Origin of the sequence: Bradyrhizobium sp. in8p8, assembly GCF_000426845.1 — a bacterium.
Lineage (GTDB): Bacteria > Pseudomonadota > Alphaproteobacteria > Rhizobiales > Xanthobacteraceae > Bradyrhizobium > Bradyrhizobium japonicum_C.
The window spans coordinates 127,970-152,100 of the sequence record NZ_AUGD01000011.1 but is presented as its reverse complement, the minus strand read 5'-3'; the positions used below and the strand labels follow the sequence as shown (position 1 = coordinate 152,100).

General features: G+C 65.9%; 22 protein-coding genes. 12 read left to right on the top strand and 10 right to left on the bottom strand.

What is annotated here, in order from left to right:
- Positions 1–207 precede the first annotated feature (207 nt).
- The 7 genes from K408_RS0126355 to K408_RS0126325 all read left to right on the top strand — a co-directional run bounded on the left by K408_RS0126355 (position 208) and on the right by K408_RS0126325 (position 11,263).
- Positions 208–1,206, top strand: a complete 999-nt coding sequence (locus K408_RS0126355; protein ID WP_024341461.1) for an AAA family ATPase — start codon at positions 208–210, stop codon at positions 1,204–1,206.
- Positions 1,206–2,150 (top strand): DUF58 domain-containing protein, encoded by a 945-nt coding sequence (locus K408_RS0126350; RefSeq protein ID WP_024341460.1) that lies wholly within the window; start codon positions 1,206–1,208, stop codon positions 2,148–2,150. The genes K408_RS0126355 and K408_RS0126350 overlap by 1 nt, the downstream gene beginning before the upstream one ends.
- On the top strand, positions 2,147–4,963 hold the full coding sequence (locus K408_RS0126345) for a DUF4159 domain-containing protein (protein ID WP_024341459.1): 2,817 nt from the start codon (positions 2,147–2,149) through the stop codon (positions 4,961–4,963). The genes K408_RS0126350 and K408_RS0126345 overlap by 4 nt, the downstream gene beginning before the upstream one ends.
- Positions 4,964–4,970: 7 nt before the next feature.
- On the top strand, positions 4,971–7,034 hold the full coding sequence (locus tag K408_RS0126340; RefSeq protein ID WP_024341458.1) for a membrane protein: 2,064 nt from the start codon (positions 4,971–4,973) through the stop codon (positions 7,032–7,034).
- 142 nt (positions 7,035–7,176) lie between these two features.
- Positions 7,177–7,593: a DUF2946 domain-containing protein gene (locus K408_RS0126335; protein ID WP_024341457.1), complete on the top strand. Its 417-nt coding sequence runs from the start codon at positions 7,177–7,179 to the stop codon at positions 7,591–7,593.
- A 143-nt stretch (positions 7,594–7,736) separates the two neighbouring features.
- Positions 7,737–10,118 carry a TonB-dependent receptor gene (locus tag K408_RS0126330; protein WP_024341456.1) on the top strand — a complete coding sequence of 794 codons (2,382 nt, stop codon included), beginning with the start codon at positions 7,737–7,739 and terminating at the stop codon, positions 10,116–10,118.
- Between the two features lie 410 nt (positions 10,119–10,528).
- Entirely contained in the window at positions 10,529–11,263 is a 735-nt protein-coding gene (locus K408_RS0126325; protein WP_024341455.1) for a hemerythrin domain-containing protein, read from the top strand.
- Between the two features lie 66 nt (positions 11,264–11,329).
- Here the strand turns inward: K408_RS0126325 and K408_RS0126320 are convergent, their stop codons facing one another.
- The 5 genes from K408_RS0126320 to K408_RS0126300 form a co-directional block, all read right to left on the bottom strand.
- A complete protein-coding gene (locus tag K408_RS0126320) occupies positions 11,330–11,683 on the bottom strand; it encodes a DUF2200 domain-containing protein (RefSeq protein WP_024341454.1) in 354 nt (117 codons plus the stop codon).
- A 73-nt stretch (positions 11,684–11,756) separates the two neighbouring features.
- Entirely contained in the window at positions 11,757–12,272 is a 516-nt protein-coding gene (locus tag K408_RS0126315; protein WP_024341453.1) for a GNAT family N-acetyltransferase, read from the bottom strand.
- A 55-nt stretch (positions 12,273–12,327) separates the two neighbouring features.
- On the bottom strand, positions 12,328–13,263 hold the full coding sequence (locus K408_RS0126310; RefSeq protein ID WP_024341452.1) for a glycosyltransferase family 2 protein: 936 nt from the start codon (positions 13,261–13,263) through the stop codon (positions 12,328–12,330).
- On the bottom strand, positions 13,260–14,411 hold the full coding sequence (locus tag K408_RS38770) for a hypothetical protein (RefSeq protein ID WP_051160709.1): 1,152 nt from the start codon (positions 14,409–14,411) through the stop codon (positions 13,260–13,262). The genes K408_RS0126310 and K408_RS38770 overlap by 4 nt, the downstream gene beginning before the upstream one ends.
- Positions 14,412–14,459: 48 nt before the next feature.
- Positions 14,460–14,951: an NUDIX domain-containing protein gene (locus K408_RS0126300; RefSeq protein ID WP_024341450.1), complete on the bottom strand. Its 492-nt coding sequence runs from the start codon at positions 14,949–14,951 to the stop codon at positions 14,460–14,462.
- Positions 14,952–15,043: 92 nt separating this feature from the next.
- Here K408_RS0126300 and K408_RS0126295 point away from each other — a divergent pair, with 92 nt between their 5' ends.
- Entirely contained in the window at positions 15,044–15,928 is an 885-nt protein-coding gene (locus K408_RS0126295) for a metallophosphoesterase family protein (protein WP_024341449.1), read from the top strand.
- A gap of 120 nt (positions 15,929–16,048) precedes the next feature.
- Here the strand turns inward: K408_RS0126295 and K408_RS0126290 are convergent, their stop codons facing one another.
- The 3 genes from K408_RS0126290 to K408_RS0126280 form a co-directional block, all read right to left on the bottom strand.
- Positions 16,049–16,600 (bottom strand): hypothetical protein, encoded by a 552-nt coding sequence (locus tag K408_RS0126290; protein ID WP_024341448.1) that lies wholly within the window; start codon positions 16,598–16,600, stop codon positions 16,049–16,051.
- A gap of 194 nt (positions 16,601–16,794) precedes the next feature.
- Entirely contained in the window at positions 16,795–17,007 is a 213-nt protein-coding gene (locus K408_RS0126285; RefSeq protein WP_024341447.1) for a DUF4170 domain-containing protein, read from the bottom strand.
- A gap of 32 nt (positions 17,008–17,039) precedes the next feature.
- Positions 17,040–18,671: an isocitrate lyase gene (locus K408_RS0126280; protein ID WP_024341446.1), complete on the bottom strand. Its 1,632-nt coding sequence runs from the start codon at positions 18,669–18,671 to the stop codon at positions 17,040–17,042.
- A 227-nt stretch (positions 18,672–18,898) separates the two neighbouring features.
- Here K408_RS0126280 and K408_RS0126275 point away from each other — a divergent pair, with 227 nt between their 5' ends.
- The 4 genes from K408_RS0126275 to K408_RS0126260 all read left to right on the top strand — a co-directional run bounded on the left by K408_RS0126275 (position 18,899) and on the right by K408_RS0126260 (position 22,292).
- Positions 18,899–20,344 (top strand): helix-turn-helix domain-containing protein, encoded by a 1,446-nt coding sequence (locus K408_RS0126275; RefSeq protein WP_024341445.1) that lies wholly within the window; start codon positions 18,899–18,901, stop codon positions 20,342–20,344.
- A gap of 161 nt (positions 20,345–20,505) precedes the next feature.
- On the top strand, positions 20,506–20,739 hold the full coding sequence (locus tag K408_RS0126270) for a hypothetical protein (protein WP_024341444.1): 234 nt from the start codon (positions 20,506–20,508) through the stop codon (positions 20,737–20,739).
- A gap of 223 nt (positions 20,740–20,962) precedes the next feature.
- Positions 20,963–21,763 carry a hypothetical protein gene (locus K408_RS0126265; protein ID WP_024341443.1) on the top strand — a complete coding sequence of 267 codons (801 nt, stop codon included), beginning with the start codon at positions 20,963–20,965 and terminating at the stop codon, positions 21,761–21,763.
- 175 nt (positions 21,764–21,938) lie between these two features.
- Positions 21,939–22,292: a hypothetical protein gene (locus K408_RS0126260; RefSeq protein WP_024341442.1), complete on the top strand. Its 354-nt coding sequence runs from the start codon at positions 21,939–21,941 to the stop codon at positions 22,290–22,292.
- A gap of 69 nt (positions 22,293–22,361) precedes the next feature.
- Here K408_RS0126260 and K408_RS0126255 read toward each other — a convergent pair whose 3' ends face one another.
- Positions 22,362–23,003 carry a tetratricopeptide repeat protein gene (locus tag K408_RS0126255; protein WP_024341441.1) on the bottom strand — a complete coding sequence of 214 codons (642 nt, stop codon included), beginning with the start codon at positions 23,001–23,003 and terminating at the stop codon, positions 22,362–22,364.
- A gap of 135 nt (positions 23,004–23,138) precedes the next feature.
- On the bottom strand, positions 23,139–24,086 hold the full coding sequence (gene htpX / locus K408_RS0126250) for a zinc metalloprotease HtpX (RefSeq protein ID WP_024341440.1): 948 nt from the start codon (positions 24,084–24,086) through the stop codon (positions 23,139–23,141).
- Between the last annotated feature and the right edge of the window lie 45 nt (positions 24,087–24,131).

Genomic DNA, 24,131 nt, shown 5'->3' with positions numbered 1-24,131 from the left:
CCATCCGGGATAGTCCGGTGTGGAGGTCGCCACTTCGTGATGCCGTACATAACCCGAAGCCGATAAGGTGGGGATAGGTTAATTCAACGAATACATGGCCTTCCCTGCAAGTCTAGCATGGGGCCCATGATCCGGCGTGATGACCTCACGCGACGTAGTGACGGGACGATGCAAGCAAGCCGCGTGGCAGGCTGAAGGAGCGAGCGAATGGCGGAGAGTGTCGAGAAACTCGAGGACGGGATCGTCCGTTCGGCCGAGCAGGTGTCGAGCCAGATTCGCGCGGCGAAGGACGCGATCGCCTCCGTCATCTTCGGCCAGGATCGCGTGATCGAGAATACGCTCGTCACGATCCTCTCCGGCGGCCACGCGCTCTTGATCGGCGTGCCGGGTCTCGCCAAGACCAAGCTGGTCGAGACGCTCGGCGTCACGCTCGGTCTCGATGCCAAGCGCATCCAGTTCACGCCCGACTTGATGCCGTCGGACATTCTCGGCGCCGAAGTGCTGGATGAGAGCACCGCGGGCAAGCGCGCCTTCCGCTTCATTTCAGGACCGGTGTTCGCGCAGCTGTTGATGGCGGACGAGATCAACCGCGCCAGCCCGCGCACGCAGTCGGCGCTCTTGCAGGCGATGCAGGAGCAGCACATCACGGTTGCCGGTGCCCGCCATGATTTGCCGAAGCCGTTCCACGTGCTCGCGACGCAGAACCCGCTGGAGCAGGAAGGCACCTACCCGCTGCCCGAAGCCCAGCTCGACCGTTTCCTCATGGAGATCGACGTCGACTATCCCGATCGCGACGCCGAGCGCCGCATCCTGTTCGAGACCACCGGCGTCGAGGAGACGCTGGCCAAAGGCGCGATGAGCCCCGATGCACTGATCACCGCCCAGCGGCTGATCCGCCGCCTGCCGGTCGGCGATTCCGTCGTTGAGGCGATCCTGTCGCTGGTGCGCTCGGCCCGCCCGGGTCCGGACGCGGGTGAAGCCGGCAAATTCATTGCCTGGGGCCCGGGTCCGCGCGCCAGTCAATCCCTGATGCTGGCCGTGCGCGCGCGCGCGCTGATCGACGGGCGCCTCGCACCGTCTATCGACGACGTGCTCGACCTTGCCGAGCCCGTGCTGAAGCACCGCATGGCCCTGACGTTCCAGGCGCGCGCCGAAGGCCGCACCATTCCGGACGTGATCCGGCAATTGAAGACACGGATCGGTTGATGGCAGCAGAGAACGGGCACGCGGCGAAGGAGACACTGGCGATCCGACGTGCCGATGGCGAAAGCCGCACGCTCGCCGCTTCGCTGCCGCGCCTGGTGCTCGAGGCTCGCCGCATCGCGGCCAACGTGATTCACGGTTTGCACGGAAGGCGGCGCGCCGGCTCCGGCGAGAATTTCTGGCAGTACCGCCGCTTCGTCTCGGGCGAGCCGTCGCAGAATGTCGATTGGCGCCGATCGGCGCGCGACGACCATCTCTATGTCCGCGAGCTTGAATGGGAAGCCTCCCACACGGTCTGGATCTGGCCGGATCGCTCGCCCTCGATGGCGTTCGCCTCCAGGACCGCGCGCGAGTCCAAGCTCGAACGGACGCTGATCGTCGCCTTCGCGCTGGCCGAGCTGCTCGTCGCCGGCGGCGAGCGCGTCGGCATCCCCGGGCTGATGGCGCCGACGGCAAGCCGCAGCGTCATCGACAGGATGGCGCAGGCCATGCTGCATGACGGTGCCGACCGGCTGAGCCTGCCGCCGTCCTTCGTGCCGGCGGCGCTGGCCGAGATCGTCGTGCTGTCGGATTTCTGGTCGCCGATCGCCGAGATCAGGACGACGCTCGCAGGGCTCTCCGGCACGGGCGCGCATGGCGCGCTGGTGCAGGTGGTCGATCCCGCCGAAGAGTCGTTCCCCTATTCGGGCCGCGTCGAATTCGTCGAGCCGGAAGGCTTCGGCGTCATTACCGCGGGCCGCGCCGAGAGCTGGGCGCAGGATTACACCGCGCGCCTCGCGCTGCACCGCGACCAGATCCGCGCCGAGACCAACAAGCTCGACTGGCTGTTCACGACCCACGCGACCGACCGCTCGGCCGCGGAGCTGCTGCTGTTCCTGCATGCCGGCATGCAGGTCAGCAAGTCGGGCGCCCGCACCACGACGATCAAGGCGGGGCCGGCCGCATGATGGGATTGCCGCTCGCCTTCACTCAACCGCTGCTGCTGATCGGTCTCGTGAGCCTACCGGTGCTGTGGTGGCTGCTCCGCGTGATGCCGCCGCGGCCGCGGCGCATCGAGTTTCCGCCGACGCGGCTGTTGTTCGACATCACGCCGCGGGAGGAAACGCCCTCACGGACGCCGTGGTGGCTGACCGCGCTGCGCCTGCTCGCCGCCGCGCTGGTGATCTTCGCCGCCGCCGGCCCGATCTGGAATCCGCAAACCGGCGCGGCCGGCAGCAAGGCGCCGCTGATGATCATGTTCGACGACGGCTGGAGCGCCGCTTCGCATTGGGACATCAGGATCAGGACCGCCGACGAGCTGATCGCAAATGCCGACAATGACGGCCGCGCCATCGCGCTGGTGCCGCTGTCCGAGCCGAACCGCGACATCACCCTCATGCCGGCGGGCGCAGCGCGCGTCGCGCTGCGGCAACTCGCGCCGAAGCCGTACTCGATCGACCGCGTCGAGACGCTGACTGCGGTCGACCGTTTCCTCAAGGTCACCGGCGACTGCGAGATCGCCTGGCTGTCGGACGGCGTCGACACCGGCCGCGGCGAGGACTTCGTGCAGGGCCTCGGCAAGACCATCGGCGATCGCAGCCTGACCGTGTTCGAAGGCGGCACCTCTTCCCCGCTGGCCCTGGTCGCAGCCGAGAACGCCGCGGCGAAGATGACGGTGAAGGTGCTGCGCACCGACAGCGGCATCGCGGTCGGCACCGTGCGCGCACTCGACCAGAAGGCCGCGCCGATCGGCGAAGCCCGCTATTCGTTCGGATCGCAGGACAAGGAGACCGAAGCGGCGTTCGATCTGCCGGTCGAGCTGCGCAACGACATCACCCGGCTCGAGATCTCGGGTGAGCGCTCCGCCGGCGCCGTGCAGCTGCTCGACAAGCGCTGGCGCCGCCGCGCCATCGGCATCGTCTCGGGTTCGACCAGCGAAACCGCACAGCCGCTGCTGGCGCCGACCTTCTATCTCACCCGCGCGCTGGCGCCATTCGCCGACGTGCGGCTCGCCGACAAGGGCTCGCCGCAGCAGGGCATCACGCAGTTTCTGGACCAGAAGCTGCCGATGATCATCCTCGCCGATGTCGGAACCATATCGCCCGAGCTCCGCGAGCGTCTCAACGCCTGGGTCGACCAGGGTGGCGTCCTGGTGCGGTTCGCAGGCCCCCGGCTGGCGCAGGCCGAAGACGATCTCGTGCCGGTCAAGCTGCGCAAGGGCGGCCGCACGCTCGGCGGCAGCCTGACCTGGGAGAAGCCGCAGCATCTCGCCTCTTTCGCGGGCGAGGGCCCGTTCGCAGGCATCGCCGTCCCGAAGGACGTCACCGTGAGCCGGCAGGTGCTGGCCGAGCCCGACGCGGTTCTCGCCACCAGGAGCTGGGCCTCGCTCGAAGACGGCACGCCGCTGGTGACCGGCGAGCATCGCGGCAAGGGCCTCGTCAGCCTGTTCCATGTCAGCGCCGACATGCGCTGGTCGGACCTTCCGATGTCGGGCACCTTCGTCGAAATGCTGCGGCGGGTCGTCGACATGTCCGGCTACACGTCCAAGCCCGGCGCCGGGGTTGCCGGCGAAGCGAGTGCCGAGACGGTGGCCCCGCTGCACATTCTCGACGGCTTCGGCGCCTTCGGTCCGCCGCCGGCGACAGCAAAGCCGCTGCCCGCGGATTATCGCGACCGCGCCACCCCCGATCATCCGCCCGGCTTCTACGGTCCGGCAGAAGGACCGCTCGCCGTGAACACGCTTGCCGCCGCCGACCGCATCGCCGCTTTGAACACCGCGAGCCTGCGCGCCCGGCACGCGACCTACACCAATGCGGAGCCGCGCGACTTACGCGGCTGGCTGCTGTCGACGGCGCTTGCGCTGTTCCTGATCGACGCCATCATCGTCGCGCTGCTCGGCGGCGGCCTCGCCGCGCTGCTGAGGCGCCGCGCCGCGCCCGCAACGATCGTGCTCGCCCTGGCGCTGGCAGGCCTGATATCGTTTGCGCCGACGGCGGCACGTGCCGACAGCGCAGCGGACGAGTTCGCGATGAAGGCAGTGTCGCAGACCCGTCTCGCCTATGTCGTGACGGGCAATGCCGACGTCGATTCCATCGTCAAGGCGGGAATGAACGGGCTCACGCTGTTCCTCGCCCAGCGCACCGCGCTGGAGGCCGGCGATCCCATCGGCATCGATCCTGCACGGGACGAACTCGCCTTCTTCCCGCTGATCTATTGGCCGATCGTGCCTGGCGCGCCGAAGCCGCCGCAGGACGCCATCAACAAGATCGACGCCTACATGAAGCAGGGCGGCACCGTGCTGTTCGATACCCGCGACGCGATCGAGGCACCGCCTGGCGCGAACGGCGCGTCGCAAACGCCGGGCATGCAGACGCTGCGCGACATTCTTTCCTCGCTCGACGTGCCCGGGCTCGAGCCGGTGCCGCGCGAGCACGTGCTGACCAAGACGTTCTATCTGCTGCGCGACTTCCCGGGCCGCTTCACCGCCGGCCAGACCTGGGTCGAGACGCTGCCGCGCGAAGACGACGACGAGGACAGCGCGCAGCGGCCTGCGCGCGGCGGCGACGGCGTCTCGCCGATCATCATCACCTCGAACGATCTTGCCGGCGCCTGGGCGGTGCGGCCCGACGGGCAGGCCATGCTGCCGGTGACCGGCGATGATCCCCGCCAGCGCGAATTCGCCTACCGCGCCGGCGCCAACATCGTGATGTACACGCTGACCGGCAACTACAAGGCCGACCAGGTGCACGCTCCGGCGCTGATCGAACGGCTGGGGCAATAGGATCGACATGAATTACGGCATCGCGTTCACGCCGCTTGTTCCCGCCATCGTTCTGTGGCTCGCGTTCGCCGCGATCGTCGTCATCGCCATCGTGCTGCTGGCGGCGCGTGCGCGCGGCGCCGCGGTGCGCGTGGCTGCGCTCGCGCTGATCCTGCTGGCGCTCGCCAATCCCTCCTTCACCCGCGAGGACCGCGATCCCCTCACTTCGGTCGCGGCCGTCGTCGTCGACAAGAGCCCGAGCCAGAATTTCGGCAGCCGCAACCGCGAGGCCGCAGCTGCGCAGGAAGGGCTGGTCGACAGCCTGAAGAAGATCAAGGGACTGGAGGTCCGCGTCGTCGATGCCGGCCAGGCCGACGGCGAGACCGACGGCACCAAGCTGTTCGGCGCCCTCGCCTCGGCCTTGTCGGACGTGCCGGTCGACCGTGTCGCCGGCGCCTTCCTGATCACCGACGGCCGCGTCCATGACATTCCCGCGAACGCCACCGCGCTCGGCTTCCAGGCGCCGGTGCACGCGCTGGTCACCGGCCAGAAGGACGAGCGCGACCGCCGCATCGCGATCACGGCGGCGCCGCGCTTCGGCATCGTTGGGCAGACCCAGACAATCTCCTATCGCCTCGACGACCAGGGCGTCTCGGGTGAGCGCGCCAGGGTCACGATCCGCCGCGACGGCGAGGTCATCAACGAGCGCACCCTATCAAGTGGCCAGGCCGCAAGCGTCGACGTCGACATCAAGCACGCCGGCCCGAACATCGTCGAGATCGAGGCTTCGCCGCTGGAGCGAGAATTGACGCCGGTGAACAACCGCGCCGTCGTCGCCATCGACGGCGTGCGCGACAAGCTGCGCGTGCTGCTGGTCTCCGGCGAGCCGCATTCGGGCGAGCGCACCTGGCGCAATCTCTTGAAATCCGACGCCAGCGTCGACCTCGTGCACTTCACCATTTTGCGGCCGCCGGAGAAGCAGGACGGCACGCCGATCAACGAATTGTCGCTGATCGCGTTTCCGACCCGCGAATTGTTCCAGCAGAAGATCAACGAATTCCAGCTGATCATCTTCGACCGCTACGCCCGCCAGGGCGTGCTGCCGATCGCCTATTTCGACAACATCGCGCGCTATGTGCGCGGCGGCGGCGCCGTGCTGGTGTCCGCCGGTCCCGACTACGCCTCCAACACCAGCATCTGGCGCACGCCGCTGGATTCGGTGCTGCCGGCAGAGCCGGTCGGCGTGACCGAAAAGCCGTTCTATGCGCATCTGTCCGACGTCGGCAAACGCCATCCCGTCACGCGCGGGCTGGAGGGCTCGGGATCCGAGCCGCCGCGCTGGAGTCGATTCTTCCGCACGGTCGACACGCGCAACGCGGTCAACCCGCCTGTCATGACCGGCGTCGACGGCAAGCCGCTGCTGTTCCTGTCGCGCTTCGGGGAGGGACGCGTCGCGCTCCTGCTGTCCGACCACATCTGGCTGTGGGCGCGCGGCTATGAAGGCGGCGGCCCGCATCTCGACCTGCTCAGGCGGACATCGCACTGGCTGATGAAGCAGCCTGATCTGGACGAGGAGGCGCTGCGCCTGCAGGTGCAGGGCAAGGACTTGGTCGTGGTGCGCCAGACCATGGCGGACAGCGTCCAGCCGGTGAGCGTGACCTCACCGTCTGGCGTGTCGCAGGATTTGACGCTCTCGCCCGGCGATCCCGGCGAGTGGCGCGCCAGCCTGCCGGCGAACGAGCTCGGCCTTTGGCAGGCGACCGACGGCACGCTGAAAGCGCTGATCAATGTCGGCCCGACCAATCCGAAGGAGTTTTCGGAAGTCACCTCCACGGTCGATACCTTGAGACCGCTGGCGCAGGCAACCGGCGGCAACGCCGTGCGCGTGGCCGACGGCTCCAGCGTCGAGCTGCCGCGTATCCTGCCGGTGCGTTCGGCCAGCGTCTTTGCCGGCGACGGCTGGATGGGGGTGCGGATGCGCGACGCCAGTGTCGTGAAGGGCGTCGGCGTGTTGCCGATCTTCTCCGGCCTGATCGGCCTGTTGCTGCTGCTCGGCGCTTTCGCCGCCACCTGGGTCCGCGAGGGGCGCTAGTTGCCCAAACGACACATCGGCTCCTCGGTCTGCACGCGCTGATCCCCCTGCCGTTGACATCGGCGGACCGATGCGGCGATGTTACACTATAACATCGCAGCGTCCTGGGATCGACGCTCCGATGTAGGGGTGGCGTTTCCAGATGAAGTGGTTCCGGTCGAATATCAGGCACGGCGCCCGGCTCGCGTTGTTCGCGATGCTGGTGCAGCTCGCGCTGACGTTCGGCCACAGCCATTGGTTCGCGCAGGCCGCGCCCCTCGCTCAATCCTCGCTGCATCAGGCCGAGGGCGGCAAGGACAGCGGCAAGAGCCTTGCGTCCATCGACAGCGTCGCGGTCCAGAAGCAATCGCCCTCGGGGCCCGACCGCGACCACCACGGCGAGGACAATTGCGGGATCTGCGCCATCATCGCGATGGCCGGTGCTGTCGTATCGTCAACGCCGCCCGTGCTGCTGCTACCGCAGGCCATCGATCTGCTCCGCCGCACCACGGACGCCGAATTCATCCATCTGAGGTCGGCCGGCACGGCATTCCAGCCCCGCGCCCCTCCCGCCTCCTGACTTCCAGCGCTTGATCACGCCCAGCGTCGCCGCGCATCGGCGAATGCCCGGGAAGAGTTGAAGTCGAATTCCGTCGCGCCCCGACGGCAGGCCGCCTCCGATCAACAATCACATGCGGATCGCGCCTGACTGGAATCAGGACCATGTCATTTCAATTGCGACGCGCCCAGCGTCTCGGCGGAGCAAGCCTGCTCCTGCTCGGTGCCGCCGCCACGCCGGTCTTCGCTCAAGATCCGGCCCAGGACAAATCATCGACGGAGATCCCGGCCGTGACCGTCACGGCGCCGAGCCCGATCGTGCGCAGAGCGGTGGTGCCCTCCCGCAACGCAGGGCGCGGCGGCACGCGGACCGCGCGGGTGCGCAGCCGCGAGCAAGCGGCTGAACCAGCGCCGGCAGCCCCGGTGCCTGCCGCACCTCAGCAAGGCGTGCTGCCGATCGTGACCGATCAGTTCGCGACCGTCACCGTGGTGCCGAACGAGGAAATTCGGCGCAACGGCGGCGGCACGCTCGGCGATCTCCTGTTCTCGAAGCCTGGCATCACCGGCTCCGAATTCGCACCCGGCGCATCCAGCCGCCCGATCATTCGCGGCCTCGACACCAACCGTGTCGGCATCGTCGAGAACGGAACAGGCAGCAATGGCGCGTCCGATCTCGGCGAGGATCACTTCGTGCCGATTGATCCGCTGGCAACCAACCAGGTCGAGGTCATCCGCGGACCGGCGACGCTGCGCTACGGCTCCACCGCGATCGGCGGCGTGGTCAGCGCAACGAACAATCGAATTCCGGATGCCTTGCCGTCCTGCACGGCGCCCTTTCCGACTTACGGACTCCCGACCAAGGCGCCGCTGGCGAACGTCGGATCACCGGGCTGCATCACCGCGGAAACACGGACGGCGGTGACGTCTGTCGATCGCGGGGTCGAAGGTGCCATGCTGCTCGACGCCGGCGGCGGTAACTTTGCCGTCCATGCCGATGCCTTTGGCCGCAAGGCCGGCGATTACAACATCCCGAGCTACCCGTTCTTGACCGACCCGACGCTGCCGTTCAACGGACGCCAGCCGAATTCGGCATCGCAGGGCTACGGCGGGTCTGTCGGCGGCTCCTACATCTTCGATGGCGGCTATGTTGGCGCGGCGATCACGCAGCACAACGCGCTCTATCATATTCCTGGTATCGAGGGCAGCGAGTTCCTCACGCGGATCGACGGACGGCAAACAAAATTCACGACAAAAGGTGAATATCGGCCGGACGCTGCGGCGATCGATGCGATACGGTTCTGGGCGGGGGCCACCGACTATAAACACGATGAGGTCGGGCTCGCCGACGCTGCAGATCTCACCTCCCTCGGCGTGAGACAAACCTTCACCAGCAAGGAACAGGAAGGCCGCGTCGAGGTGCAGCTTGCGCCGTTCGACGTCCGCTTTGCTGCGCTGACCACTGCCGTGGGCGTTCAGGCGTCGCACCAGAAGCTGACCGCGCCGAGTCCAGACGATCCGGGCAACCCGATCAACGGACTGTTCGATCCGAACAAGAACACAAAGGTCGCCGGGTACATCTTCAACGAGTTCAAGTTCAGCGAAGCTGCCAAGGCTCAGATCGCCGGGCGCGTCGAGAGCGCAAGGTTGAGCGGCACGGCGCCAGCCTTCGTCCCCGATGTGTTCGACCTCGCCGTCGATCCGGCCGCGATCGGCCCCGCAACGGCGGTCAACCGCAACTTCACGCCCGTGAGCGGGAGCATCGGCTTGATCCACGACCTTCCTTGGGATCTGGTCGCGAGCATCACCGGTCAATATGTCGAGCGTGCGCCGAAACCGGCGGAATTGTTTTCGCGCGGCGGCCACGATGCCACCATCACATTCGACATAGGCAATCCCAATCTCGGCATCGAGACGGCCAAGTCGGTCGAGGCGGGACTGCGACGGGCGGTAGGGCCGCTTCGCTTCGAAATCACCGGCTACTACACCAAGTTCAACGGATTTATCTACCGGCGCCTGACCGGCAACACGTGCGAGGACGGCGTTTGCCAGCTTGGCGCGGGGCTCGAACTGAATCAGGCGATCTATTCGCAGCGCGACGCGACATTTCGTGGCGGCGAATTCCAGTTCCAGTACGACGTGATGCCGGTCTGGAACGGGATCTGGGGCATCGAGGGTCAATACGACATCGTGCGCGCGACCTTCGACGACGGCACCAACGTGCCACGCATTCCGCCCCAGCGGCTGGGCGGTGGTGTGTACTATCGCGACGCCGACTGGTTTGCCCGGATCAACCTGCTGCACGCGTTCGCGCAAAACGACATCGCACCTATCGCGGAGACGCCGACGCCCGGCTACAACCTGCTAAGGGCCGAGGTCAGCTACAGGACGAAGCTCCATCAAAGCTGGTTCGGCGCGCGCGAGATGCATGTGGGCTTGGTCGGCAACAACCTACTGAACGAGAACATCCGCAATGCCGTCTCCTTCAACAAGGACCAGGTGCTGTTGCCAGGCATCGGAGTCAGGGCGTTCGCGAATTTCAAGTTCTAGCCTCAAGCAGCAAACCGGCGGGCCACATGGTGGATGGGCCTTGCCGGCTTCCATGTGCGCTCCTGAGCGCCTCGAAGCCGCCATGCCTCCATCAGCCGCTGGAGTCTGCCTCGCAGCTTGGAGCGATCCGGCCTGGCGATGCATAGAGATACCGGAGCACCGTTGCGCCGCAACAAGCCTTGCGTCGCTCATCCGCACAAGAACAGCGCGGCTCAACTGAAACAGCCGGGGACGGTCACCGGTCGCCACCAGTTCCATCTGTCGCAATTGGAACGAGCCTTTCCACCGGCCGTTGCTGCGGAAAGCGCCCACGATGTCCAGGGAAGAAGGACCACGTCGGCACGCGGACGTGTATCGCCCCGTTTCAGACAGAGACATCCACGGCGTTTCCATTCACGGGAGCGTCCATCATGGAAGCCGTCACACCAGCAAAGCGCCGCCTATTTCTGTTTGGCACGCTGGCCGCCGTCGCGGCCCCAGCCGTTTTCACCCGACGGGCCTTCGCAGAAGAGAAGGGCATCGGCGAGAAACTGAAGGAGGCGGTCACAGGCAAAACGGGCAAGGAAGTCACTCCGCCCGAGGATCTCATGCGCGAGCACGGCGTGCTCGATCGAGTGTTGCTGGTCTACGAAGCGGGGGTCCGCAAATACGCGTCGAACGAGGACTTCGATCCCGCCCTGATCACCCGGTCAGCCGAGATCATCCGCGACTTCATCAACAACTACCATGAGAAGACGGAGGAGAAGCACCTCTTTCCGCGCTTCAGGACCGCCGGGAAAATGGTCGCACTGGTGGATACCCTGGAACGCCAGCACGAGGCGGGCCGGAAGCTGACCGAGACCATCATCAGGCTGGCACCGACCAGCAGGAGCAGCGGCGCCGACCGTACGCGGCTGGTCGACACGATCCAGTCGTTCATCACCATGTACCGTCCACACGCCGCCCGTGAGGACACAGACCTCTTCCCGAAGCTGAAGGATCTGGTCTCGGCCCATGAATACGACGCCATGGCCGAGGACTTCGAGAAGACCGAGCACGACCTGTTTGGAGAGGATGGCTTCGAGAAGATGGCTGCCCGTGTCGCTCAGTTGGAGCAGCAGATGGGTATCCACGAGCTCAACCAATACACTCCGCAGGGGCGCTGAACCTTCGCAAGCCATCCGGCAGCGTCACGTTGCTGCGCATCGGCGGAACGCGACCGCAGATGCGGATCAGGCCTCCCGCAGGATCTTGTCCATCGCCTTGCCGCGCGCCAGTTCGTCGATCAGCTTGTCCAGGTAGCGAATCTCACGCATCGTCGGCTCTGCGACGGTCTCGACGCGGACGCCGCAAACCACACCGGTGATGAGGGTGCGCGCAGGATTGGCGCGCGGGGCCTGAGCAAAGAAGGTTTCGAAATCGGTCCGCTTGGCAAGTTGTGCTTCCAGCTGGCTCCGATCGTAACCGGTCAACCAGGAGATGATCTCATCGACCTCCGCCTTGGTGCGTCCTTTCTTCTCCGCCTTCGCAATGTAAAGCGGATACACGCTCGCGAAGCTGGTGGTGCAGATGCGGTGCTTTGCCATGGCCGCTCCATGAACCGTAAATTGGCGCTCCAGCGGAGACGAAGCGCGGCAGACGCACGCTGGGCCAAGGCTCTTATCTCCGCGCCTTGCTCCAGTCAGGCCCCACTCGTCCCGACACGCCCTCAAAGGCGCCGTCGACGAGCTCGAAGACCAGGATGCGGGCGGCGTCGACCGGGCCCGGCATGGTGACGCGGCCTTTTTCGACCTGCTTGAATCCGATACGGCCGTAATAAGGCTCGTCACCGACGAGCAGCACCAGCCGATGACCTTTCAACCTGGCGTCGTTCAAGGCCCGCTCCATCAGGAGACGACCGACCCCGCGGCCGCGGAACGGCGGCTCGACGGTGAGCGGCCCGAGCAGCAGTGCGGGCGTGTCGCCGATCAGGATCGGCAATTGCCTGACGGAGCCCACCAGCAGGGTCGCGATGCGGGCGGTGAAGGAGAGTTCGAGCAGATGATCGACGTGCTCGCGAATCCGGTAGGCGCTCAGCACGAAGCGGCCCGGACCGAAGGTACGTTCGTGCAGCCGCTCGATGGCCTGAGCGTCTCCGGCGGCTTCGGGAAGGATGGTCAGTGAGAGATCGTTCATGTCGATTGCGGGATAGCACCTGAACGCACCGCGGTCCATCGGCCAGCGAGGGCGCTCAGTTGCTTTTCGCTGCCGGTTGGGACAGGTAGGCGAGCATCTTCATCTCCCGCCGCCCGCGCGTGACGGTGTCCAGCACGAGCCCCGACGATGCCGACAGCAGGGCCATGATCATCAGGCCCATCGACAGCACGGCAGTCGGCAGGCGCGGGACGAGGCCGGTTTCGATGAAGGTGATCACGATGGGGATTGCGAGAATCACCGAGGCCAGGGCCAGCAGGATTCCGATCGCCGTGAAGAAGCGCAACGGCCGCTCCGAACGGTAGAGCTTCAGCATGGTGCCGAGGATGCGAAAGCCGTCGCGCCAGGTGTTGAGCTTCGAGAACGAGCCTTCAGGACGAGCGTAGTAAGGCGTCTCGAGCTCGGCGACCGGCAGCGACAATTCCAGCGCATAGACCGCGAGCTCAGTCTCGATTTCGAAACCGTCGGAGAGCACGGGGAAGGATTTGACGAAGCGGCGCGAGAACACCCGGTACCCGGACAGGATGTCCTTGAAGGCGTGACCGAAGGTCGAGGACAGGAATCCGGTCAGCATGCGGTTTCCGGCACGGTGGCCGAACCGGTAGGCGGACTGGACCTGATCGATGCGAAGGCCGACCACCATGTCGAGATGATCATCGAGCAGCCTGTCGATCATGCGTGGTGCGCTCGGCGCATCGTAGGTGGCATCGCCGTCGACCAGCACATAGACGTCGGCCTCGACGTCCGCGAACATGCGGCGCACGACGTGGCCCTTGCCCTGCCGTCCCTCGCTGCGCACGATCGCGCCGGCTTCGCGCGCGACCGCGGCGGTCCGGTCGCGCGAGTTGTTGTCGTAGACGTAGATCTCCGCCGATGGCAGCGCCTTGCGGAAGCCGGCAACGACGGCCGCAACCGTCCCCTCCTCGTTGTAGCAGGGCACCAGCACGGCGATGCGGAGTTGCGTTGAGGTCATCGCGACGTCGCTCCGAGGCCCGTCGGCTCGCGCCCGAACGGCACAGCCTGCGATGCCTGCCCCGGCTGAATCAGCCAGGCGAACGAGGCGCTCCACAGGGACAGCATCGCGATCGGCACGATGTAATAGGGCGTGAAGACCGGGTGACTCAGGAAGAAGACGAGGTTGACCGTGAGATTGCCGGCGACGACCAGGGCCACCTGCCGTACGCTCCCCTTCCCTACGCGCAACAGCCAGGCCGTGGAGCCGATCGCGAGCACGATCAGCACGAATTGCATGTCGCGCAGATACTGGCCGAGCACGGCAAGATCGAAGGCTGGCGCGACCACGTCGGCACTGCCATAGGTCGTGGCCAGCGGGCTGCCGGCATTGATCGCCTGCGCGATCAGGGTCGGGGCCATGCCGAGGAGGACAGCGAGGCCGAAGCCGAGCCCCTGCGCGAAGGCTGACAGCGTCCGCACCCGCAGGAACGCAACGCCGAGATAGATGACGTAGCCGGCCACGAGCAGCGCATTCGGCAGCCTGAAATTGACGGACGCGCCTAGCAGCAGGCCAATCAGCGCAATCAGCAGCACGTTGCGCTTGTCCCTGGTCAGCCACAACGCCGTCAGACAGCCTGCGACGGCGCACACCGCCATCGTCGGCGCGATGGAATAGCTCGCCTTGGCCGGATTGATCATGAGATAGACGGCAAGCGCGCCGAACAGACCCGCACCGGCGACCGAAGACAGCGTGCGCGCCATGGCGATGCCCGCTAGCGCAAGACCGCATACGATCAGGCTCGCCGCGATGTAGAGCGGCACCACCTGGTTGCCTTCGGGAAACAGCGCAAGCAGGAATCCGGTGCCCGGCGGGTATTGCATCACGATCTTGCCGTTCGGCATCGGGTTGTGGCACGGCCAGCGGATCGGGTCCCGCCACTCGGCGAACGCGATCTGCTTCAGCTTGCCTTCGAAATAGCGATCGTCATCCAGGGCAGCATTGGTGTTGAGCCCACCGAGACCCATGCGCTGGAAGAGGTGCGCCTGCCGGAGATAGCAGATGTCGTCATAGACCCCGCGCGCCTCACTCCAGCGAGACATCGTGGCGATGTTGCTGGCGAGGATCGCAAGACAGATCAGGCCGAAGGCGAGTTTGGCAGTCTTCATCCGGTTTCCCGTGGCACCCGTCGAGCCGGTTACTAGCACAGGCTACCCTCAGCGCCACGTCGCAATCGGGGGCCGGCCATCGAGCACTTCGGCAAGCCGCAGGCGCGTGCCGGGCGTGGTCCCCTCGGGCAATGCGGTGTTGTCGAAGAACCCGCACTCGACGATCTCGCGGTTGGGCCCGGGCAGGCGATCCTGCCTGAACTGCCTGACCACGTAGACCGCGACGTGGTCGCGGCGGGAGACGTGGCTGTTGAGGAAGATGCCATGCAGGACCGCCTCGCCGGTAAGATCGATATCGCCCTCCTCCTTGAGTTCGCGTCGCAATGCCTCTTCCATGGTCTCGCCGAAATCGACGCCGCCGCCCGGCAGGTACCAGCCGCTGACGTAGCTGTGCCTGACCAGGAAGACCCGGTTGTCGGCATCCAGCACCACGGCACGGACGCCGAGCGTCATGCCGCGGACCACCAGGAAATACGCGTGGAAGACTCGCCGCAGCAGCGGCTCGGCTTTCCGTCGGACCCGGTTCAGACGTTCACCCATCAGCCTTCCTCGACGGACCCTTGCAGGCTTTGCTTGCGTGCTCCTTGCGAGCTTGCCATTACAGCGGAGCAATAGCGAGGCAATCGCGCGCCATGGCTCCCTTCACGCTCGCCCATCTCTCCGACCCGCATCTAGCGCCCTTGCCGAAGCCGCGGCTGATCGAGCTCGCGGGCAAGCGCGCGCTCGGCTACGTCAACTGGACGCGCAACCGCCACAAATACCAGCGCCGCGAGGTTCTCGACGCGCTCGTCGCCGACATGAAGGCGCAGGCGCCCGACCACATTGCAGTGACGGGCGACCTCGTCAATCTGGCGCTGGAGGCGGAATTCGCGCCGGCCCTGGCCTGGCTCGAAAGCGTCGGCCCGCCGGACCGCGTGACCGCGATTCCCGGCAATCACGACGCCTATGTCAGCGCGACGCGTCATCGCTTCGGCGAGACGTTCCTGGCCTACATCGCCGCAGATGCGCCTGGCGCTGCGGCTTTTCCGGCCGTACGCCGGCGCGGTCCGCTGGCGCTGATCAGCCTGTCCACGGCGGTGCCGACCCTGCCGCTGATGGCGACGGGTACGCTGGGGCGCGATCAGCTCGCCGCTCTCGCAGAGGTGCTCGAACGGCTCGCGAAAGAGGACGTCTTCCGCGTGCTGCTGGTGCATCATCCGCTGAAATCCGACGCACGCCAGAAGCGGATGACGGACGCGCCGGAATTGCTGGCGCTGTTGAAGCGCCACGGCGTCGAGCTGGTCCTGCACGGGCATGACCACGTTCATTCGACGATATGGGTCGAAGGCCCCAACGGCAATATTCCCGTGCTCGGCGTGCCCTCGGCTTCCGCGCTCGCGCACGGACGCTATCCGGCGGCGGCGTACAATCTGTTCACCATCGAGAAGGACAATGCCGGCTGGCGCTGCGAGCAGACGGTGCGGAGCCTCGGGGCGGGGTTTCAGGTCGGGCAGATCAAGCATGTAAGGTTGATCTAGTTCACCGTCATTCCGCGGCATGCGGAGCATGAGCCCGGAATCCATCGGGCGACAATACGTGCTGATGGATGGATTGCGGGCTCGCGCCTCGCGCGCCGCGGAAGGACGGCGGAGGACGCCTCACCAGTTCCGCAAGACCGCAAGCAGAGCGACGCCGAACAGCGCGGCCGCACCGAGCACAAACCCGAACACGAACGGCCAGAAGCGCGAGCGGCGCGGCGGCTCGGCGACCGGTGCTTGCGGTGCGGGCGTGACCACCATCGCACGTTCGCGCTCGACCATGCGGCGCGCGACGTAGTCCGTGACGGCCTCGACGATCACGGCGGTGTCGTGCGATTCGGCGAGCACGATGCGGCCGAAGCGGGTGTCCTGGACGAAGCGGTACATCCGCTTGTCGCGCCCCATCACGATGTGGGCGACGACGTCGATCCAGAGTCTCGGCGTATCGCCCTGGCTGATCCCGCGGTCGAACAGGTCGATCTGATCAGGCACCTGCGCGAACAGGGGATCGAGCGCGTCGTTGAGGATCTCGAGCCGCGCCACCTCGGCATCCCTGAGATCGACAACGACGCCGGTCCGGTCAGCAGCCTCGATCCGCGCGCGCAGCAGCGCATCACGCAGCCGCACCGGGCGCGGCTGGCCGGGAATCCCGCTGGTCTCGGGCTCTGACATTGTCGGCCTCGTCCTCGACTTTCCGTCATTAACCTATCAGCAACCACACCCTCCGCAAAGGCCCACAATTCCAGAGACTTACGGCGCCCACAGAGCTTTCGCCCTGCCAAAAACAGACGATCCCACCCAGGCAGGGCCTGGATGGGACCATCCATCCTTGGACGTCTTCTCAGATGAACTCGGCAGCCGCCTGATCAGGCTGCCGGGGCGCGCTGCGGCTCTTCCACGATCGAGAAGCGGACGCCGGCCTTGTGGCGGCTCTCTTCCGACACCTCGCGCCAGCAGTCCTCGGCTTCCTTGCGGGTCTTGAACGGACCTTTGACCTGGGCCGAGCCTTCCACGAGCTTGTGGAAGTTCATCGAACCGAACTCGCCGCCGATCACCCAGAAATTGCTGCCTTTGGTCATTGTCAGTCTCCTGTCGAGAGTAGCGTGGTTCGTTAGCCGAACTGGTTCATCGTGTTGTGGACGCCGCCCGCCTTGAGGGCCGCTTCGCCCGCGAAGTACTCCTTGTGGTCGTCGCCGATGTCGGAGCCGGCCATGTTCTGATGCTTCACGCAGGCGATGCCCTGACGGATCTCGGCGCGCTGGACGTTCTTGACATAGCCGAGCATGCCCTGCTCGCCGAAATACTCGCGTGCCAGGTTGTCCGTCGACAGCGCCGCCGTGTGGTAGGTCGGCAACGTGATCAGGTGGTGGAAGATGCCGGCACGCTTGGCCGAATCCGCCTGGAAGGTGCGGATGCGCTCGTCGGCCTCCTGCGCCAGCGGCGTCTCGTCATATTCCGCCTTCATCAGATCGGCACGGTTGTACTTGCTGACATCCTTGCCCGCCTCCTTCCAGGCGTCGTAGACCTGCCAACGGAAGTTGAGCGTCCAGTTGAACGACGGCGAGTTGTTGTAGGCGAGCTTGGCGTTCGGAACCACCTTGCGGATGCGGTCGACCATGCTGGCGATCTGCTCGATATGCGGCTTCTCGGTCTCGATCCAGAGCAGGTCGGCGCCGTTCTGGAGCGAGGTGATGCAATCGAGCACGCAGCGGTCCGCACCGGTGCCGGGACGGAACTGGTAGAGGTTGGAGGGCAGCCGCTTCGGACGCATCATCTTGCCGTTGCGGTTGATGATGACGTCGCCGTTGCGGGCGTTCTCCGGCGTGACTTCCTCGCAATCCAGGAAGCTGTTGTACTGGTCGCCGATGTCGCCGGGCTTGTGGCTGACGGCGATCTGCTGCGTCAGGCCGGCGCCGAGCGAGTCGGTGCGGGTCACGACGACGCCGTCTTCGACGCCGAGCTCGAGGAAGGCGTGGCGGCAGGCGCGGATCTTCGCGAGGAAGACGTCATGCGGCACGGTGACCTTGCCGTCCTGGTGACCGCACTGCTTCTCGTCCGAGACCTGGTTCTCGATCTGCAGCGCGCAGGCGCCTGCTTCGATCATCTTCTTGGCAAGCAGATAGGTCGCCTCGGCATTGCCGAAGCCCGCGTCGATGTCGGCGATGACGGGCACGACATGGGTCTGGAAGTTGTCGATCTTCTCGATCAGCTCCTTCTCGCGCGTCTTGTCGCCTTCCTTGCGCGCCTTGTCGAGCAGGCGGAAGATGTCGTTCAGCTCGCGCGCATCGGCCTGCCGCAGGAAGGTGTAGAGCTCCTGGATCAGCGCCGGCACCGAGGTCTTCTCGTGCATCGACTGGTCGGGCAGCGGACCGAACTCGGAGCGCAGCGCCGCGATCATCCAGCCGGAGAGATAGAGGTAGGTGCGGTCGGTCTTGCCGAAGTGCTTCTTGACCGAGATCAGCTTCTGCTGGGCGATGAAGCCGTGCCAGCAGCCCAGCGACTGCGTGTACTTGGTGGGGTCGTTGTCATAGGCGGCCATGTCGGCGCGCATCACCGCCGCGGTGTAGCGGGCGACGTCGAGGCCGGTCTTGAATCGGTTCTGCAGGCGCATGCGGGCGACGGCCTCGGCCGTCACCCCGTTCCAGGTCGGCTGGGTCTCGATGAGCGCCTGAGCCGCCTTGACCTCGTCCAGGTACGAAGACGGGCCCTGGAGGGTGCTGATGCCGCGGGGCTGGTAGTTCATGTGCCTGATCCTTTCGCTGACGATGGCATGGCCATCGACATTCTTGACAGTGCATTGCGATATGCGTGTCAGAAGCTAAACGCGAAAACGGAAACTTCGTATAGCTGGCTTGTTTCTTATTGGTGATGTCATGTAACATCTGAACCTGTAATAGATGTTATTTTGTAAATCTTGTAACGATTAGGTCAGCTGAACTGACCTAATGTGGAATTCAGGAGATCCGTGGAATGCCCGCCGCTTCCGGCAAGAAGCTCTTCGTCGGCCCGCGCTTCCGGCGCATCCGGCAGCAATTGGGGCTGTCCCAGACCCAGATCGCCGAGGGGCTCGGGATCTCGCCGAGCTATGTCAACCTGATCGAGCGCAACCAGCGCCCCGTGACCGCGCAAATTCTGCTGCGGCTGGCCGAAAGCTACGACCTCGATCTGCGCGACCTCGCCACCGCCGACGAGGATCGGTTCTTCGCCGAGCTCAACGAGATCTTCTCGGATCCCCTGTTCCGCCAGATCGACGTTCCCAAGCAGGAGCTGCGCGACCTCGCCGAGCTCTGCCCCGGGGTCACCCATGCGCTGCAACGGCTCTATGCGGCCTATACCGAGGCGCGCCAGGGCGAGACGCTGGCGGCGGCGCAGATGGCCGACCGCGACGTCGGCACGCGCTACGAGGCCAATCCGGTCGAGCGTGTGCGCGAGCTGATCGAGGCCAACCGCAACTACTTTCCGGAGCTGGAACAGGCCGCGGAGAACCTTCGCGATGAACTGAACGTGCCGGCGGAGGGGCTCTACGCGGCGCTGGCCGCACGCCTGCGCGAGAAACATTCGATCCAGACCCGCATCATGCCCGTGGACGTGATGCGCGAAACGCTGCGGCGTTTCGACCGCCACCGCCGCCAGCTTCTGATCTCGGAGCTGGTCGACCCGCCCGGCCGCGCGTTCCAGCTCGCCTTCCAGCTGGGGTTAGGCGAATGCGCGCAAGCCCTGGAGACCATCATCGGCCGCGCGGGTCCACTCGACGATGCGCCGCGTCGCCTGTTCCGCATCACGCTCGGCAACTACTTTGCGGCGGCGGTGATGATGCCCTATCCCGCCTTTCTCGCCGCTGCCGAAGCGCTCAATTACGACATCCACGTGCTGGCGCAGCGCTTCAATTCCGGCTTCGAGCAGGTCTGCCACCGCCTCACCACGCTGCAGCGGCCGAACGCGCGCGGCATTCCGTTCTTCCTGTTGCGCGTCGACAATGCGGGCAACGTCTCCAAGCGCTTCTCCTCCGGCACCTTCCCGTTCTCGAAATTCGGCGGCACCTGTCCTCTCTGGAACGTGCACTCGACCTTCGACACCCCGGACCGCCTGCTCAAGCAGGTGATCGAGCTCCCCGACGGCACGCGCTACTTCTCGATCGCGCAGATGGTGCGCCGTCCCGTTGCGCCGCACCCGCTGCCGCAGCCCCGGTTCGCCATCGGCCTCGGCTGCGAGATCCGCCACGCCGCACGCCTGACCTATGCCACCGGCATGGACCTGGAGAAGGCCGAGGGCACGCCGATCGGCGTCAACTGCCGCCTCTGCGAGCGCGAAAACTGCGCCCAGCGCGCCGAGCCGCCGATCACGCGCACGCTGATCCTGGACGAGACGACGCGGCGGGTCTCGAGCTTCGCCTTTTCGAACGCACGAGAGCTGTGAGGATCGCGGCGCGCCCGGAACTGGACGAACACGCGCGCCGCGTCCGCCGCAGCAGTGGCAGGCCATGCCATGCGTGACGGCCAGCACAGTTCTGTCAGTCGGGTTTGGGCATGGTTGCGGCCACACCGGCTGCATCGGGCGGCCGGAGGGGAATACGGACCATGAAGATCATCACAACCTTTGCCTGCTCCGCCTTGATCGCCGTCGTGGCGCTTGCCGGCTCCGCGCAGCTCAAACCGGCGACCGCCGGCAGTTTCGACTGGCTCGGCAATGAAAACTACGTGCGTTGCCTGAAATATGTCAGCGCGCTCGCCAAAAGCGCAGCCGGCCTTGACCGGGGACGACGGGCCTGCAATCGCGCGCATTATCCCGGTCGTCCAGGCTACGACTATTGAGCCGGCTGGGGGCAGAACGGCCGCGGGGATCCGCGGCCGTTGCGCAAGTGCGCCTCTCCGGCGAAGGCAGTCGTCGTGGTTAACTCGGCACTAATCCTCGCGCACGATCTGCCACGCGGGATTAATCACGCTTCAACATCGATGCCTTAGTCTCGCCCCACTCACGTTTCGCAAACGACGGCGGCCTATTCTGCCGGTGAAAGTGACATCAGGGGGCTCACTCATGCGCATTGCGTTGCTGCTGACCGCAACCATCGTCGGCGCGTTCTTCGCCGGTCCGTCTCATGCCGGGTCGCTGGATGCTGACGCAGTGCAGACGTTGCCGCCCGGCTTCCAGAGCTACCGCGGCTACATGTTCGACCTGTCGGAGAACTCCGACCGCAAGGATGTCGACAAGCTCACCGACAATCTGAAGCAGCAGATCGACGTCGTGGAATCCGCCGGCCTGTCGCCGCGTGTCCTGCGCTTCTTCCGCACCGTGCCCATCATCGCGAGCGAGCTCGCCTGCCTCGACGAAGGTGCCGCGACGGCCTGCTACGGCCGCGTCGCTCCCAACGTCGAGCGCCGCGTGCCGCGGACGCTGACGGTGTGGGACCACGACAAGCAGCGCTGGACCAATCCGAACGCCATCGACCTCGCTGTGGATTCGGGCCTTGGCGTGATCATGCTGCGGCCGGACATGATGCGTTACGAGAAGGAGGCCGTGCTGCTGCACGAGCTCCTCCACGCCTATCACGCACGCCTCCTGCCGGACGGCTACGCCAACAAGGGCGTGATATCCTATTACGCGCTGGCCAAGTCCAAGGACATGCTGCCCAAGGAATCCTATGCGCTGAAGAATCCCATGGAGTTCTTCGCCGTGACCGCGAGCATCTTCCTAGCCGGAAAGAGCGAATTCCACGATCCGAAGTCGCGCGAGGCGCTCAAGGAGAAGATGCCGGACTACTACAAATACTTGGTCGGCGTATTCGGCTTCGACCCGGCCCCGGCAGCGTCGAACGGACCGGTGGCCTCGCTGAAATGAGGCCGAAGGCGCCCTCCCTGCGCCAGACCGCATCAGAGCCGCGCCAACAGCGCGGCTTTTTTGTTTCGCAGGCCGGAAGCTGCGGATGACCGGCTGGCAGCAATTGCCAAGGCGGAGCCCGATCTGCATAGTCCCGCCGCATCAACTGCGTTTTTTTTGAAGGGGATGAGAGAACATGGCGGACGCCGACCTGGATGTCGTGATCCGGCAACTGGCCAGACAGCTGCATACGGGCCTGATGACCCGCGCCAAGGAGCGGCGGGATCGCTTGAACGGCCTTGCGGCCAAGGCCAAGGGCAAGGAGACCGGCGAACGCTTCAAGATGATGGCCAAGGCCACGATGGAGCAGGCCACCGCCGCCGCCAAGCGCCTCCAGATGTCCGCCGACAACGTCGCCGACAGCTACGCGCGGTCGATGCGCCTGGCTGCCAGCGCGCCGGTTGCGGTAAAGGCAGAGAAGAAGGCCAAGGAAGACAAGCCGGCGAAGAAGGCTGCCAAGGCGAAGGCGAAAGCCAAGAAGGCGAAGTAGGCGAAGTAGGCGAATCAAGCGGCCGCCCTCTCCGGCCGGCGAAGGGGAAAGCCTCCAGCGACAACTCCCTCACCGTCGTGGCGTGGCAACCTGCGTCGGCTCGGCACTGGCCAGCTCGGCGAGCTTGGCGCGCGCAAGATCGCGCATGCCGCTCTCTTTGCCCGCGGGCAGCGCCAGCGCGGCTTCGAAGTCGGCGCGGGCATCATCGGCCTGGCCGCGGGCGAGGAACGCAAGGCCCCGGTCGAGACGGGCCTGCGCATCGGAAGGATCGAGGCGGACAGCGGTGCTGTAGCTCAGGATGGCGCGGTCGAGGTCGCCCATGGCGGCGAGCGCGAGACCGCGCTGGTGATAGGGTGCGGCGCGCTTGGGATCGTGCGCGATCGCCTCGTCGTAGTCTGCAATCGCAAGCTCCAGATCGCCGTTCAGACGGCGCGCCAGCGCCCGGTCGCGATAGAGCGAGCCGCGGTTCGGATTGAGATGGATCGCTTCGTCGAAATCGGCAATCGCACGCTTGAAGTCGCCGTGGCGCAGCGCGATCCGTCCACGCCCCTCATAGGCGAAGGCAATCAGCGAGCCGCGGAGCGGCGAGAAACCGATCACGGCCGAGCAGATGTCGGGATCGTCCTCGTCGCCGCAATTGACGACCATGTGCGTGGACAGGCCGGCGAGCACGCAAAGAACGATCAGAAATAGTACGGCAGCTCGGGTCATCTTCGACGGCGACCGGCAGAGGTCCGGCCGCGCATCCCCTTTCGAAGAAATGGTCACGGCAGGGTGTTAACACCTGCCGTGACCATCCTGTGTGCGCCAGGTCACAAAGCCGGGCACAAATGCTTGCCGGTTCCGTCAGCCCCAAGGACCTCGCGAAGGACCGCGCGAGGAGGAGCGGCCCCAAGGGCTGCGCGGCGGATAGTTCTCGTTGGCGCCGACCGATGGCATCGCCCGCGCGCCGAGCTCGGCCGCGAGTTGCTGGAGGGCGGCAACACGGTTCTGCGTCGAAGGATGGGTGGCGAAAAGGTTGTCCACACCATGGCCCGACAGCGGATTGATGATGAACATGTGCGCGGTCGCTGGATTTCGCTCCGCCTCGTAGTTCGGCACCTGATGTGCCGCGCCCTCGATCCTCACCAGCGCGGAAGCCAGCCACATCGGCTGTCCCACGATGCGCGCACCGAGATTATCCGCGGCATATTCGCGGGTGCGGCTGATCGCCATCTGCACCAGCATGGCGCCGAGCGGGGCGAGAATCATCATCAGGATCGAGCCGACGATGCCGAGACCATTGTTGTTCTCGCGGTTGCCGCCGAAGAACATCCCGAACTGCGCGAGCATGGAGATCGCGCCCGCGATGGTCGCGGTGATCGTCATCAGCAGCGTGTCGTGGTTCTTGATGTGGGCGAGCTCGTGCGCGATCACCCCGGCAAGCTCCTCGCGGCTCAGCTGGTTCATCAGGCCGGTGGTGACGGCGACTGCGGCGTTCTCGGGGTTACGGCCGGTCGCGAACGCGTTGGGCTGGACCTCGTCCATCACGAACACGCGCGGCATCGGCAAGCCGGCGCGGCCCGCAAGCTCCGCGACGAGCCCGACCAGCTCCGGTGCGGTCGAACGGTCGACCTCATGGGCGCCGTACATCGACAGCACCATGCGGTCGGAGTTCCAGTAGGTGAAGAGATTGGTCGCGGCGGCAACGACGAGCGCGATCATGGCGCCGGAGGCGCCGCCGATCAGGTAGCCGACGCCCATGAACAGGGCGGTAAGGCCTGCGAGCAGCATTGCGGTACGAAAATAGTTCATGGCCGTCTCCTGGAGCCGGCCGCGGCCGCTGGAAGCGCCTGCAGG